This is a genomic window from Streptomyces sp. NPDC050509 (assembly GCF_044457965.1).
Classification (GTDB): domain Bacteria; phylum Actinomycetota; class Actinomycetes; order Streptomycetales; family Streptomycetaceae; genus Streptomyces.
The window spans coordinates 87,136-99,893 of the sequence record NZ_JBITHL010000014.1 but is presented as its reverse complement, the minus strand read 5'-3'; the positions used below and the strand labels follow the sequence as shown (position 1 = coordinate 99,893).

At 70.7% G+C, this 12,758-nt stretch carries 11 protein-coding genes and 3 pseudogenes; 3 read left to right on the top strand and 11 right to left on the bottom strand.

Features of this window, described 5'->3' with window-relative positions; all coding sequences use genetic code 11:
* Positions 1-40: 40 nt before the first annotated feature.
* Complete coding sequence (locus tag ACIBJC_RS32555) at positions 41-385, top strand: hypothetical protein (protein ID WP_399298720.1); 345 nt, start codon at positions 41-43, stop codon at positions 383-385.
* A gap of 79 nt (positions 386-464) precedes the next feature.
* Here the strand turns inward: ACIBJC_RS32555 and ACIBJC_RS32550 are convergent, their stop codons facing one another.
* From ACIBJC_RS32550 to ACIBJC_RS32530, 5 genes and pseudogenes are all read right to left on the bottom strand, one after another.
* Positions 465-875 (bottom strand): hypothetical protein, encoded by a 411-nt coding sequence (locus ACIBJC_RS32550; RefSeq protein ID WP_399298718.1) that lies wholly within the window; start codon positions 873-875, stop codon positions 465-467.
* Positions 876-1,041: 166 nt separating this feature from the next.
* Positions 1,042-2,184, bottom strand: a complete 1,143-nt coding sequence (locus ACIBJC_RS32545; protein WP_399298716.1) for a trypsin-like serine peptidase — start codon at positions 2,182-2,184, stop codon at positions 1,042-1,044.
* A gap of 191 nt (positions 2,185-2,375) precedes the next feature.
* A pseudogene (locus tag ACIBJC_RS32540) lies at positions 2,376-3,045 on the bottom strand (transposase); the annotation flags it as partial.
* A 46-nt stretch (positions 3,046-3,091) separates the two neighbouring features.
* The gene (locus tag ACIBJC_RS32535) at positions 3,092-3,652 is read right to left on the bottom strand and encodes a dienelactone hydrolase family protein (protein WP_399298714.1); all 561 of its coding nucleotides are present in this window, start codon (positions 3,650-3,652) and stop codon (positions 3,092-3,094) included.
* 430 nt (positions 3,653-4,082) lie between these two features.
* Positions 4,083-4,508, bottom strand: a complete 426-nt coding sequence (locus tag ACIBJC_RS32530; RefSeq protein WP_399298712.1) for a hypothetical protein — start codon at positions 4,506-4,508, stop codon at positions 4,083-4,085.
* 90 nt (positions 4,509-4,598) lie between these two features.
* Between ACIBJC_RS32530 and ACIBJC_RS32525 the strand changes: the two genes are divergently transcribed.
* On the top strand, positions 4,599-5,111 hold the full coding sequence (locus ACIBJC_RS32525; RefSeq protein ID WP_399298879.1) for a hypothetical protein: 513 nt from the start codon (positions 4,599-4,601) through the stop codon (positions 5,109-5,111).
* A gap of 6 nt (positions 5,112-5,117) precedes the next feature.
* Here ACIBJC_RS32525 and ACIBJC_RS32520 read toward each other — a convergent pair.
* Together ACIBJC_RS32520 and ACIBJC_RS32515 are read right to left on the bottom strand one after the other, a co-directional pair.
* A pseudogene (locus ACIBJC_RS32520) lies at positions 5,118-5,759 on the bottom strand (IS5 family transposase); the annotation flags it as partial.
* Positions 5,760-5,800: 41 nt separating this feature from the next.
* On the bottom strand, positions 5,801-6,343 hold the full coding sequence (locus tag ACIBJC_RS32515) for a nitroreductase family deazaflavin-dependent oxidoreductase (RefSeq protein ID WP_399298710.1): 543 nt from the start codon (positions 6,341-6,343) through the stop codon (positions 5,801-5,803).
* A 115-nt stretch (positions 6,344-6,458) separates the two neighbouring features.
* Here ACIBJC_RS32515 and ACIBJC_RS32510 point away from each other — a divergent pair.
* Positions 6,459-7,768 (top strand): annotated as a pseudogene (locus tag ACIBJC_RS32510) (PP2C family protein-serine/threonine phosphatase).
* Here ACIBJC_RS32510 and ACIBJC_RS32505 read toward each other — a convergent pair.
* The 4 genes from ACIBJC_RS32505 to ACIBJC_RS32490 form a co-directional block, all read right to left on the bottom strand.
* Entirely contained in the window at positions 7,746-8,612 is an 867-nt protein-coding gene (locus tag ACIBJC_RS32505) for a sugar phosphate isomerase/epimerase family protein (protein ID WP_399298708.1), read from the bottom strand. The pseudogene ACIBJC_RS32510 and the gene ACIBJC_RS32505 overlap by 23 nt on opposite strands.
* Entirely contained in the window at positions 8,609-9,631 is a 1,023-nt protein-coding gene (locus ACIBJC_RS32500; protein WP_399298706.1) for a Gfo/Idh/MocA family protein, read from the bottom strand. Before ACIBJC_RS32500 ends, ACIBJC_RS32505 begins: the two co-directional genes overlap by 4 nt.
* Positions 9,632-9,671: 40 nt before the next feature.
* A complete protein-coding gene (locus ACIBJC_RS32495) occupies positions 9,672-11,156 on the bottom strand; it encodes a sugar porter family MFS transporter (RefSeq protein ID WP_399298704.1) in 1,485 nt (494 codons plus the stop codon).
* 62 nt (positions 11,157-11,218) lie between these two features.
* A complete protein-coding gene (locus tag ACIBJC_RS32490; protein ID WP_399298702.1) occupies positions 11,219-12,715 on the bottom strand; it encodes a CoA-acylating methylmalonate-semialdehyde dehydrogenase in 1,497 nt (498 codons plus the stop codon).
* Between the last annotated feature and the right edge of the window lie 43 nt (positions 12,716-12,758).

The window sequence follows — 12,758 nt, the reverse complement described above, 5'->3', positions numbered from 1 at the left end:
GCGGCACGAGCGGCGCGATAGGTCCGAACGCGGTGGCAGGGTGACGGCGAAGGACGCGGCCGAACCCTCGCCGCCCGAGGAGACCGCGGTGGGCCTCCGGCAGATCGAGGGGTACCTCCTGCTGACCGCCGCGCACACCAAGGGCGAGGAGCGGGCCCGCAGGATCGCCGACCGGCTGGAGTGGATGACGGCGGATCAGCGCCAGGTCTTCGAACAGCTCTATCTCCAGGACCACAGGGAGATCACCCAGGAGTCGCTGTGCCGCGTCACCCACCGTTCCGCCGAACTGCGCGCGGAGTACGAGCGGCGCTACACCCGCCTGCGGCGGCGGCTGGTCGCCGGTCATCTGGTGGCGCTGGCGGTCTGTCTGTTCGTGCTGTTCTGACGGTACGCCGGCCACCCGCCCCGGCCGCCCCCCCCGATCAGGCATCAGGCATCAGGCAGAGCGGCCGGGCCGGTGAGCCCTACACGTCGAGCGGCGGCCGGTGACTCGGAGAGCCGGCGATGCTGCCGCCGGTCCTGGTGACCGTGGGGTCGAACTCGGTGATGGTGAGCTGGAATCCGACCGGACGGCGGGCGGCGAGCGGCTCCAGGTGCTTCTCCGCCGCCGCGAACAACTCGTCCGCTATCCGGCCCCTGACCTCCTCGGGGCGGCCGGGTGCGATCGTCAGTCTGATCTGCACATGGCCGTTGTCCGGCCCGGCCTCCGGACGGTCGCCGACCCGGGCGGCGGTCGCCGGCATGGCGAGGGTACGGGTGCCCCAGCGGGGGAAGACGCCCAGGCCGAGGGCGGTCTCGTGCAGGATGTCGAGGAGGGTGTCGACGTCCAACTCCTCGGCCAGGTTCGGGGTGTACTCGACGATGATGTGCGGCACCTTCGGATCTCGCTTTCGTATCCGTACGGGAGACGCCGGCGCCCCGGCGATACCGTGAGTCTGCACGCCTCGCGTACGGACCCGCGTACCGCCGGGGCGAACACGGGCCACCGGATTCCGCGCCGCTCGGAGCCTGTCGCCCGCTCGGAGGTCACCCGACAGGCTCTCAGGCGAACTTGTCGCTCACCGACTCGTAGACCGCCTTCGCCCCGGCGCCGAGGTGCGGCCCCGCCAGCCAGGTCTGCTCGCTCGGACCGATCGACGTGTTGCTCACCAGCGCGGGCAGCCCCTTCGCGTCCTCGATGAACCAGCCGCCGCCGGAGGAGCCCCCGGTCATGGTGCAGCCGATCCGGTACAGCGACGGCTGGTCGTCCCTGACCGAGAGCCTGCCGGGGCGGCCCCGGCAGGTGAACATCCGCTCGCCGTCGAAGGGCGGCGACGCCGGATACCCCCAGACGCCCATCCCCGCGATCTTCGTCGCCGACGGCGCGTCGAACATGACGCGGGACGCGCCGCCGACCGTCTCCTCCAGTGACCCGAAACCGCTCCCCGCGGGCTTCTTCACATGGAGCACGGCGAAGTCGAACGGCGAACCCCTGCCGCCCGACGGGGTCCCCTCGGAGATCCACTGCGGCGAGGTCTGCGCCCAGTCCGCCCACCAGATCCCGAACGGCGCGAGCTGACTCTTGCGCACCCCCGACAGGGCCGCGCCCTCCAGCCCCTCGTCGTTGTAGGACGGGACGAAGACGATGTTGCGGAACCAGCCGCCCTTCGCCCCCGCGTGCACACAGTGCCCGGCCGTCCACACCAGGTTCGAGGCGCCGGGGTTCGCCGGGTCCGTCACCACCGTCGCGGAGCAGACCGAGGGCCCCTCGGGGGTGTCGAAGAAGAGCTTGCCGACCATCGGGGCGTTGTCGCGGTACGAGACGGGCGCGGGCTCGGCGGCGACGGGCTCCGGCTCCGGGTCGGAGACGCCCGCGTCCTCGAACTCCCCGTCCACGGGCCGGTCCGTACTGGTGCCCTGGAGCATCCGGCCCGGAATCCACAGCCCCTCGATGACCGGGTTGAAGAACGCGGCGGCCTCCCGGGCCCAGTCCGCGGCGTCCCAGTCGCGCCAGCCACCCTCGCGCCACCCGTCCGGAGCGTCGGAGCCGACGGCCCCGGCGGGCCCGGTGTCCCCCGCGGACCCGGCGCCTCCGGCGGACCCGGTACCCGTGCTTCCGGCGGGCGCGGAGCAGGCAGTGGCGCAGATCGCCAGTAAGGCGAGCATGCAGGCCATGAGCATCACCGGGCGGTGCCTGGAGCGCATGGATCGTTCCTCCGGTCCCTCAAGTGCGTCGAACGGTGTACGCACGGGGCCCGGGTTGGTACGGAGTCCGGCGACAACCTGTCTTGAGGAGGTAGTACGTGGTGGAGCCCGCCCCGGTTCAAGACACCGCCGCGCGGCGGCCGGAGCTCCTTCGCGGACCCGACTGGGGCCTGTATCGAATGTGCTGGGCACAGCCACTCATTGATGGCCGCTACGAGGACGGTCGCCTCGTAGCGGACCGCGAGCTTGCCGTATCCCGTGGCCACGGCGCGGTGCCTTTCGAGCCGATTGATACCGCATTCAACCGCGTGCCGAGCCTTGCAGTCCTCCGGGGCGAACGTCGGTGGACGGCCGCCGTGGGAGCCGAGTTTCTTGCGGGAGGCGTACGCCTTGTCGGCGCGCACCCGCCTCGGCCGGGTACGCGGTCGGCCCGGCCCCGGTCGGGGCACCCTGATGCGGCCCAGGACGACGTCGAACTGCGGGGAGTCTCCACGCTGCCCGGCGGTGATCACGATGGACATGGGCTTCTGGCCCTGCTCGACGGCCAAGTGCAGCTTGGTGGTCAGGCCGCCGCGCGAGCGCCCGATGCCGTGGTCGTCGGGCTCCGTGGAGACGCCGCCGGGCGGCTCCTTCTGCAAGTCCCCTTTCCTCGCTCCGGCGGCGGAACAGGTCGTACACCCGGCCCCGCGGTCCGTACTCCTCCGGCATGTCCCGCCACGGAATGCCTGTGCGCACTCGGAACCGTATGCCGTCGATCAGCTTTCGTCGGGTCCATATCGGCGGTCGGCCCGGCCTCTTGCCCTGCGGCAACAGGGGTTCCGGTACCGCCCATTGCTCGTCTGCCGGATCTCCACGCGACACGAACCAAGATCATGGCATGGTCAAGATCCTCTCTTGATGCACGACCTCAGTCGAGGAAGTCCAGCACCCGGCGCCAGGTCAGCTCGGCTGCGGCCGGGTCATGGTCGGGAAGGTCGCGGTCGGTGTAGAAGTGGCCGGCGCCCGGATAGCGGAAAACCTCCAGGTCGACGCTCCTCTCCCGTGCCGCTTGGCAGAGCGCGGCAACGCGCTCGGGCGGCGCGAACTCGTCCGGTTCAGCGGCGTGCAACTGCACCCTGAGACCTGGACGAACGGATGCGGGAAGGTCGGCGGTGGCGTGCAGGAGAAGAACGCCGACGGCAGCGGGGCGCTCGGGCCAGAGATCGGCGACGACACCTGCGCCCATGGAAACACCGGCGAGTACGGTCTCGTCCGGCATACCCCTGAGGGCCTGCCGGGCGCGTTTTACCACCGCCGCCCAGCCGACCCGGTCGACCAGCTGAAATCCCTGGTCGAGGGTCACCGCGGTCTCGCCGCCGAAGAGGTCGGGCGTAACGACCTCATGCCCGGCGCGACACAGCCGCTCGGCGGCGCGAAGTTCGGCTGGGCGCAGGCCGAGAACTGAGTGGAACAACGCGATGTGAGCCATGGTGTCATCGTGCCGCACCGCGACTCCAGCCTGCCGCGACTGCCCGCTGCGGCGGCAGAAACCCCGCGTCGGTCGAGATCACCTGGCAAACGGTCAAGATCGCCTGCCAGGGGACACGGTGATGACCTGTCGCAGCCAAGGTTGAGCGTTCATCACTGAATGGTGAGCACCGACCGGGGGAGCGCGGGGCAGTCCTCGGGGCCCTGCCGCCGAAGCTGCTCATCGCGGTGGACTTGCGTCGCGGGAGGCTCTCACACGTTGCGGTGTCCGCCCTGCCCATGTGGGAGAGCCTGGCTGAATGCGCTGATTCAACGCACCAACCAAGCCATCGGTGACCGGGGCGATGGCTCCCGAGCAGGAGGTGTGCGCGGCGGGTGAGCGGTACGAGTGAGCCGAGGATCGTCCCGCTGCACCGGGACCGTGACGGCGATCAGGGGCGCCCGTAGCGCTTGCACAGCAGGTACGTGACCGGGCCGTTTGCAGCACCGTCATCGAGGCAGACTCGCACGAAGGCCGCACCACCGGGAACGTCTGCATCGACGGGGATGCTGAATGTGCCGCTCTTGCCGCACACGTTGTAGAGGCTGTAGTCCTTTCTCAGTTCGTTGCCGGCGCTGTCGAGAGTGAATGCCGTGGTGCCCCGGCAGCTTGCCGGGTCGACCGACTTGTGTTCGCCCGCCACGGTGACCGACCGGTTGTACCAGGTGATCGTGCCCCTCGTGTATGTGTTCCCGAGAGTGACGTCGAATTCGCTGGTCGGGTAGGCGGAGGTCTGGGCGGTGGCCGCGGGCGCGCCCAGGAGCATGCCCGTGGTCAGTGTGACGGCGCTGAGTACAGCGGCGAGGTGAGTGCGCATGAGGTCCCCCGGGAGTTGAGCCTGTCACGGCTGCCGGTTACGCGCCTCTGGGGCGTGTGTCGGAAGTACTCTAAGTTGGCTGACGTGAGTGTGCGGCGGAGTTACCGAAATGTCGGACCGGTCGAGCTGAAGTCTGCGGTCCCGCTTGGTGACGGCGGGTGCCGCATCAGCTCGGCGACTGATTTCGGCAGCTGGATCGCTGAGCGATCGTCGGCGGAGCCGGCCGAACCGTTCACCTTCGTAGTCGGCACGGACGGCGTGCTTCGGCTGGCGCCGCGGCGAAGCGAGCACGTGGCCTGTGCCGGCGGAGACACGGTTCTGGGTGCCGGCGAGATCAGCTTCATGCGCGAGGCGGACCAGTGGGCCGTGAGCGAGGTCAGCAACCAGTCCACCGGGTACTGCCCGGACATCGTCTCCTGGGCGGAAGTCGCCCGCGCTCCGGACGACGTAGAGCTCGGGCGGCCCTCCGGCTTCACCCACGAGGTGGTGTTCCGGCGGTGCCCCGACTGCCAGGAGCACAACATCGTGCGCGAGGACGACTTCGTCTGCGTCTACTGCGACAGCGATCTGCCTGCGGCGTGGAACGTGGACCCCACCGCGTGACGGCCGAGGGTCACACCACTCGTTGATGGCAGCGACGAGGACAGCCGCCTCGTAGCGGACCGCGAGCTTGGCATACCGCGTGGCGACAGCGCGGTGCCTCTTGAAGCGGTTGATTCCGCACTCGACCGCGTGGCGCTCGCGGCCACGCTGCCCGGCCGTCACCACGATCGACATCGGCTTCTGGCCCTGCTCGACGGCCAGGTGCAGCTTGGTGGTGAACCCACCGCGCGAACGTCCCAGCCCGTGATCACCGGGCTCGGCGAAGACACCACCCGTTGGCTCCATCTGCAGGTCACCCCGCCTCCGGGCCCCGGCCGCATGCTGATGGGCGCGGCACACCGTGGAGTCGACGCTCAGGTCCCACGTCATCGCACCCTTTGCGTCGGCCAGGGACTGGAGCCGGGTGAGGACCCCGTGCCAGGTGCCGTTCCGCTGCCATCGCCATCGGCGGAACAGGTCGTGGACCCGGCCCCACGGCCCGTACTCGACGGGCAAGTCCCGCCACGGAACACCGGTCCGGACCCGGAACCGTATGCCGTCGATCAACTGCCGCCGAGGCCGGACGGGCGGCCGTCCCGCCTTCGTGCCCTTCGGCGACAACGGCTCCAGCAACGCCCACTGCTCATCCGTGAGATCTCCCCGCCCCATGAACCGAGATCATTCATCGCTCAAGATCCAAACGAGAGGCCCTAGGAGGGCGGAGGTTCCGGCGCGGGGGAGGACGCGGGGCGCGGGAACGACGGCCGGGACTCCTCCAGCCGTACGAAGGCGATCCGCTCGCCGGCCGCCCGGTACCCCTCGTCGCCGTCGGCCTCGGGGGCCGGGGCCAGTGACGAGCGGAGCGTCCTCGCCGCGCGGGGACGGACCCGCGCGTACCGCTCCATGATCCGGCCGCACTCCTCCGGAGGGACGAAGTGGGCCGTGACGGCGTGGTAGCGGCGGCCGGTCTGGATGGTGACCTGGGGGGTGTGCCGCAGGTTCCGGTACCACTGCGCCGACGCGGCGGATCCGGCGGCGACGGTCCAGCTCCGGGGCGCCGTGTCCTGCTCGACGACCTCGATCACGTCCTGCCGCGTCAGCCCCGAGACCCGCCCGGTATGGATGAGCAGCAGCGTCCGCCGGCCGAACAGCGGTCCGAGGCCCGCGCGGTAGAGGAGGATCGGCAGCCGGGTCAGCTTCCGCCGCCATCCGGTGGGGGGACTCGCGTGCGGCGGCGGGGACGGCTGGTTCACAGCCCTGCACCTCCTGGCACCGGAGAGGCCGGATGACGGCGTCGATTCGGTAACGACGGGACGTTCATGGAGCTTTCACGATGCTTTGACAACAGAACCTTTGCATAGTCTAAACATGGGCGAGGCGGGAGCGGGCATGGTGCGGGAGGACCGATCGGGAGGCCGGTCAGGGGCACCGTCCGGCGCGCGTACGGACACCGGCCCCGGCGAAGAACCCGGCGGCGGCCCGGCCGCCACACCGCGATGGAAGCCGGGCCCGAAGGCGCACGCCCGCACCGCGGCAGCCGACGGCCCGACGACCGGGCGCACCATTGCGGGTGACGACCTCTCCGCCCCCGTTGTCCTGGGCGTTCTGCCGTTCGCGGCGCTCGCCGTCGTCGCCCTGGTGGAACTGCTCGCCGGGCCCAGGATCGGCTTCCTGCCGCTCTTCTCGCTCGGCCCCGCCTTCGCCGGGCTCGTCGGCGGCTGGCGGCGTACCGCCTTCATCGGCGTCCTCGCCCTCGTGTGCTGTCTCACACTCGGGCTGTACGACGGGCTGGTGCAGAGCCGCCGCGGCTACACGGCGTTCGGCTCGGTCGCCGGGGCGACCGCCGCGAGCCTGGTCGCCGTCGTGATGCGCCAGCGCCGCGAGGCCGAACTCGCCAGCGTGCGCTCCATCGCGGAGGTGGCCCAGCGTGCGCTGCTCCGCCCCGTACCGCGCACGGCGGGGCCGCTGCGCGCCGCCGTCTCGTACACCTCGGCCGTGGCGGAGGCCCGGATCGGCGGCGACCTGTACGAGGTGGCCGTCGGGGAGGGGCGCGTGCGCGTGATCGTCGGCGACGTCCAGGGCAAGGGGCTCGAAGCGGTGGAGACCGTCGCCGTCGTCCTCGGGGCCTTCCGGGAGGCGGCGCACGACGAACCCGAACTGACGCGGGTCGGTGCCCGGGTGGAGCGCGCCATGAGCAGGGAGCTGGACGGCGAGAAGTTCGTCACCGCGCTGATCGCCGAGATCGGCGGGGACGGCGGCGCCGTCTTCCTCAACTACGGCATCCGCCGCCCATGCTGGTCCGCGCCGACGGAGCGGTGGAGTTCCCCGAACCCGACCAGTACGCGCTGCCCCTCGGCCTGGAGGCACACGCCACCGAGGGCCCCCGGCCCTTCCGGGCGGAGTTCGCCCCCGGCGATCAACTCCTCCTCTATACCGACGGGGTGACGGAGGCGCGCGACGCGGCCGGCACCTTCTACCCGCTCGGCGAGCGCGCCCCGCTCCTCGCCCACCCCGACCCCGCCACCGCGCTGGAGGCGCTGCGCAGGGATCTCGTACGCCATGTGGCGGGGCCGCTGCACGACGACGCGGCCACCCTGCTGCTCCGGTACGCACCGGAGGGGCAGGGGGCCCCGGCCGGGGCTCAGGACACCGGCCTCAGCGGGCCAGTTCCTTCGTGACGCGGTCCAGCATGAACGCGGAGGACTCCTTCGCCCGCTCCTCCCACGCGAAGACGCAGACCGTCGCGACCCCGTCGAAGTTCATCTCGCGCAGGGTCGAGAAGAAGGTGTTCCAGTCCACCTCGCCCTGTCCGATGTCGAGGTGCTGGTGGATCCGGGCGGCCGTGCCCGGCGGGTTGAGGATGTAGCGCAGTCCGGACGAGCCCTTGTGGTTGAAGGTGTCCGCGATGTGCAGGTGCTGGAGCTTGTCGCCCGCGTACCGCAGCATCCTCGCGATGTCCGCGCCCGGGTCGCCGCCGGAGAGGTGGAAGGTGTGCGGGGCGCAGTACAGGTAGTTCACGTACGGCTTGTTGATCGCCCGGACGAGATCGACCGCCGGGTCGTTCTCCTCGCAGAAGTCGTCCGGGTGGGCCTCCAGGTTGAGCGCGATGCCCTCCCGCTCGAAGACCGGCAGCAGCTCCTCCATCGACCGCCAGAACGCGGCCTCGCTCTGCGCGGCGGCCTCGGGGCGGCCGTTGAACTCGGAGTTCATCAGCGTGCAGCCGAGCTGGGAGGTGATCTCGATCATCCGCTTCCAGTAGCGGACGGCGGTCTGCCGCTCGGTCTCGTCCGGGCTGGACCACTTGTAGAGCGGCAGCACACTGGAGAGCTGTACGCCGGTCTCGTCCAGCGCGCTCTTCAGCTGGGCCACCCGCTCGTCGTCGGCGCGCGGGTGGCGGAAGAAGGGCATGAAGTCGTCGCGCGGCGACAGTTCGATGTACGAGTACCCCAGGTCGGCGACCGTGCGCACCATCTCCCGGATGGGCAGCGCGCGGAGCATGTAGGGGTCGAGGGCGATCTTCATCGGGGGTCTCCTCCGTAGAACGCGGGCCGCTTCTCCAGCGCGTCGACCCGTACGATCGCGCCGGATTCCAGCGCCTCGACGAGCGCGCCGGTGATGACGGTCGCGGCGTAGCCGTCCCACGCCGAGGGGCCGGTGGGCTCGTCGCCGGCCGCGACGGACGCGGCCCACTCGCGGAACTCGGTGTCGAAGGCGCTCTCGAAGCGGCCCTTCCAGTCCTGGAGGACCCCGGTGGAGTGGTGGCCCGCGCGCCGTACGGAGACCGTCGCCGGATCGGGGAGGCGCACCAGGCCCTCCTCGCCGACGGTCTCGCACTGGATGTCGTATCCGTACTGGCAGTTGACGAAGACCTCCAGGTCGATCCTGACCCCTTCGGCGGTCTCGAAGAGCATGATCTGCGGGTCCTGGAGGTGTGCGTGCCGCTTGCTCGTCCTGCGCGGTGTCAGCACCTGTACGGAGCGGATCTCGTCGTCCAGCAGCCAGCGCAGGACGTCGATCTCGTGGACGGCGGTGTCCTGCGCGGCCATCGCCGAGGTGTAGGACTCGGGGGCGCTCGCGTTGCGGTGGGCGCAGTGCACCATCAGCGGCTCGCCGATGGCACCCGACTCGATGACCTTCTTCATCTCGCGGTAGCCGGCGTCGTAACGGCGCATGAAGCCGACCTGGACGAGCCGGGAGCCGTGGGCCGTCTCCGCCTCGATGATCTTCAGACAGTCCTCGGCCTCCGTGGCGAGGGGCTTCTCGCAGAAGACCGGCTTGCCCGCGGCGATGGCGCCGAGGACGTGCTCGGCGTGGGTCGGGCCCCACGAGGTGACGACGACGGCGTCCACGTCGGGCGCGTCGATGACCTCCCGCCCGGTGGCCAGGGCGCGGGCACCGACGGACGCGGCGACCTCCTCGGCCCGTGCGGTGTCGATGTCGAACACCGCCGTGACCCGGGTCCCGGTGATCACCTGGGTGAGCCGGCGGATGTGGTCCTGGCCGATCATGCCGGTGCCGATCACACCGATGCGCACAGTCATGGGGGTGTTGCCCTTTCGGATCAGAGGAAGTCGGTGGGGTTCAGGAGGAGAGTGAGGGTGCCGGGTGGTCGGCCGGCTTGCTGTAGCGGGTCCGCAGCTCGCTCTGGAGCGCTTCGAGCGACCGGCCGCGCGTCTCGGGGACATGGAGTTTGACGAAGGCGATCGCGGCGACGCCGAGGACCGCGAAGACGAAGAACGTCGCGGAGATCCCCAGGGCGTCGACCAGGACAGGGAAGGTCAGCCCGATCGCGAAGTTGACCATCCACAGCACCACCCCGCAGAGCCCCATGCCGAAACCGCGCATCCGCATCGGGAAGATCTCCGCGAGCATCAGCCAGGTGACCGGCGAGATCGCGCCCTGCTGGAACGCGAGGAAGGTGACGGTCATGGCGAGGACGGCGAACGCGCGCCCGCCGCCCTCCGGCAGCACGATCGAGAAGACGCCGATCATCAACAGGGCGCAGGTGGTGCCTATCTGTCCGGCCATCAGCATCGGACGGCGGTCCACCCGGCCCAGCAGCCAGATCCCGACGAAGGTGGCGAGCACCGAGATCACCCCGTTGGCGATGTTCGCGGTGAGCGCGCTGTCGGCGGCGAAGCCGGCGTCGGTGAGGATCTGGGTGCCGTAGTACATGATCGTGTTGACACCGGTGATCTGCTGGCAGATCGCGATGCCGATCCCGACCCAGAGCAGCCGCCGGATCCACGGCGTCTCCCGCAGATCCGCCCAGCCGCCCGCCTTGGCCCGCTCGTCGGCCACCGCGAGCCCGGTGACCTCCTTCAGCTCGGCCCGCGCCCGCTGCTCCGACCTGACCTGCCTCAGTACGTCGAGCGCCTCGGCGTACCGGGTCTGCGAGGCCAGCCACCGCGGGCTCTCCGGCATGACCAGCATGCCGAACCACAGCACCACGGCCGGCAGGGTCGCGATCACCAGCATCCAGCGCCAGATCCCGCCGCTCTCACCGCCGAACGCGGCGATGACCGCGTTGAACGTGAAGGCGGCGAGCTGGCCGGTCACGATCATCAGTTCGTTACGGGTGACCAGCCCCCCGCGCTTCTCGGCGGGCGAGATCTCCGCGAGGTAGACGGGCACGGTCACCGAGGCACCGCCGACGGCGAGACCCAGCACGAACCGGGCCACCACCATGAACTCCGTGTTCGGGGCGAGCGTGCACCCCAGCGCCCCGAAGAAGAAGACCAGCGCGAGCAGCAGGATGTTCCTGCGCCGGCCCCGCCGGTCGGAGAGCCGGCCTCCGAAGAGAGCGCCGAGCGCCGCACCGAACAGCAGCGAACTGGTGACAAGTCCCTCGGTGAACGGGGTGAGCCCGAGGTCGTCCTTCATGTACGGCAGAGCGCCGTTGATCACTCCGGTGTCGTAGCCGAAGAGCAGTCCGCCGAAGGTGGCGACCAGGGTGATCATCCGGAGCCTGCGCCTGACCGCCGGGGGCGGATCGTCGGCCGGTGCGGTCGGCGAGGCGGGTGAGGCGGAGGGTCCGGGCGCGGAGGAGGCTGACGTCTTTGTCATGGGAGGTGGCTCTTTCCAGCGGCGAAAAAGCGGGGGAGGCGGCCCCGATCAGGCGGTTCCGGTCACTCGGAGGTGGGGAAGTTGAAGCCCGCGGTGGTCGTCACCGCGCGCTGCGGCCAGCGGGTGGTGACGACCTTGGCGCGGGTGTAGAAGCGCACGCCCTCGGGCCCGTGGACGGGACTGTCGCCGATGAGCGAGTCCTTCCAGCCGCCGAAGGAGTAGTACGACATCGGCACCGGGACCGGCACGTTCACCCCGATCATGCCGACCTTGACCTTGCGCTGGAAGTGGCGCGCGGTTCCGCCGTCCGAGGTGAAGACGGCCGTGCCGTTGCCGTACGGGTTGGCGTTGATCAGCGCGATCGCCTCGTCGACGGTGTCGACGCGTACCACCGCGAGCACCGGTCCGAAGATCTCCTCGCGGTACGCGTCCATCTCGGTGGTCACCCGGTCCAGCAGCGACGGGCCGACGAAGAAGCCGTCCTCGTGCCCCGCCACCTTCAGCCCGCGCCCGTCGACCACGACGGTGGCGCCCTGCGCGGCGCCCCCGGCGACCGCGCCGATGACGCGCTCCTGCGCGGCGGCCGTGACCAGCGGGCCCATCTCGCTCGCCGGGTCGTCGCCGGGGCCGACCGTGATCTCGCGGGTCTTGCGCTCCAGGACCGCCACCAGCGGATCGGCGGCGGCGCCCACGGCCACGGCGACGGAGATCGCCATGCAGCGCTCACCGGCCGAGCCGTACGCGGCGGCGATCAGGTGCTTGGCGGCGAAGTCGAGGTCCGCGTCGGGCATCACGACACCGTGGTTCTTGGCGCCGCCGAGGGCCTGGACGCGCTTGCCGTGGGCGGTGCCGCGCTCGTGCACGTACCGGGCGATGGGCGTCGAGCCGACGAAGGAGACGGCCGCGACGTCCGGGTGGTCGAGGAGCGCGTCGACGGCGGTCCTGTCACCGTGGACGACGTTGAAGACGCCGTCGGGCAGCCCGGCCTCCGCGTACAGCCGCGCGACGAAGTTCGCCGCCGACGGGTCGCGCTCGCTGGGCTTGAGGACGAAGGTGTTGCCGGTGGCTATGGCGACCGGGTGCATCCACAGCGGCACCATCGCGGGGAAGTTGAACGGGGTGATGCCCGCGCACACGCCCAGCGGCTGACGGAAGTTGTGCACGTCCACATCGGTGGACACCTGGTCGGAGAAGGACCCCTTGAGGATGTCGCCGAGCCCGCAGACGTACTCGACGACCTCCCTGCCGCGGACGATCTCGCCGCGCGCGTCGTCGACGACCTTGCCGTGCTCGGCGGAGATGATCCGTGCGAGTTCGTCCTCGTGCCGCACCAGCAGCTCGCGGAAGGCGAACATCACCTGGATCCGCCGGCTGAGCGAGGTCTCGCTCCAGCTCTCGAAGGCGCGGGCGGCGGCGGCGACCGCGGCGTCCACGTCGCCCGCCTCGGCGAGCCGCACCCGCGTGGCGGACGCGCCGGTGGCGGGGTTGAAGACGGGGGCGGTACGGGAGGAGGCGCCGGGGGCGGGCGCTCCGTCGATCCAGTGGTCGATCGTGGTCATGTCAGGTTCCTCGGAGGTAGGGGTGCCGGCGCCGCGGGCGGCG

Excerpts from the sequence above, each read along its gene's own strand:
- ACIBJC_RS32545 (WP_399298716.1), bottom strand. The coding sequence starts at position 2,184 with ATGCGCTCCAGGCACCGCCCGGTGATGCTCATGGCCTGCATGCTCGCC.
- ACIBJC_RS32535 (WP_399298714.1), bottom strand. The coding sequence starts at position 3,652 with ATGGCTCACATCGCGTTGTTCCACTCAGTTCTCGGCCTGCGCCCAGCC.
- ACIBJC_RS32530 (WP_399298712.1), bottom strand. The coding sequence starts at position 4,508 with ATGCGCACTCACCTCGCCGCTGTACTCAGCGCCGTCACACTGACCACG.
- ACIBJC_RS32505 (WP_399298708.1), bottom strand. The coding sequence starts at position 8,612 with ATGAAGATCGCCCTCGACCCCTACATGCTCCGCGCGCTGCCCATCCGG.
- ACIBJC_RS32500 (WP_399298706.1), bottom strand. The coding sequence starts at position 9,631 with ATGACTGTGCGCATCGGTGTGATCGGCACCGGCATGATCGGCCAGGAC.
- ACIBJC_RS32495 (WP_399298704.1), bottom strand. The coding sequence starts at position 11,156 with ATGACAAAGACGTCAGCCTCCTCCGCGCCCGGACCCTCCGCCTCACCC.
- ACIBJC_RS32490 (WP_399298702.1), bottom strand. The coding sequence starts at position 12,715 with ATGACCACGATCGACCACTGGATCGACGGAGCGCCCGCCCCCGGCGCC.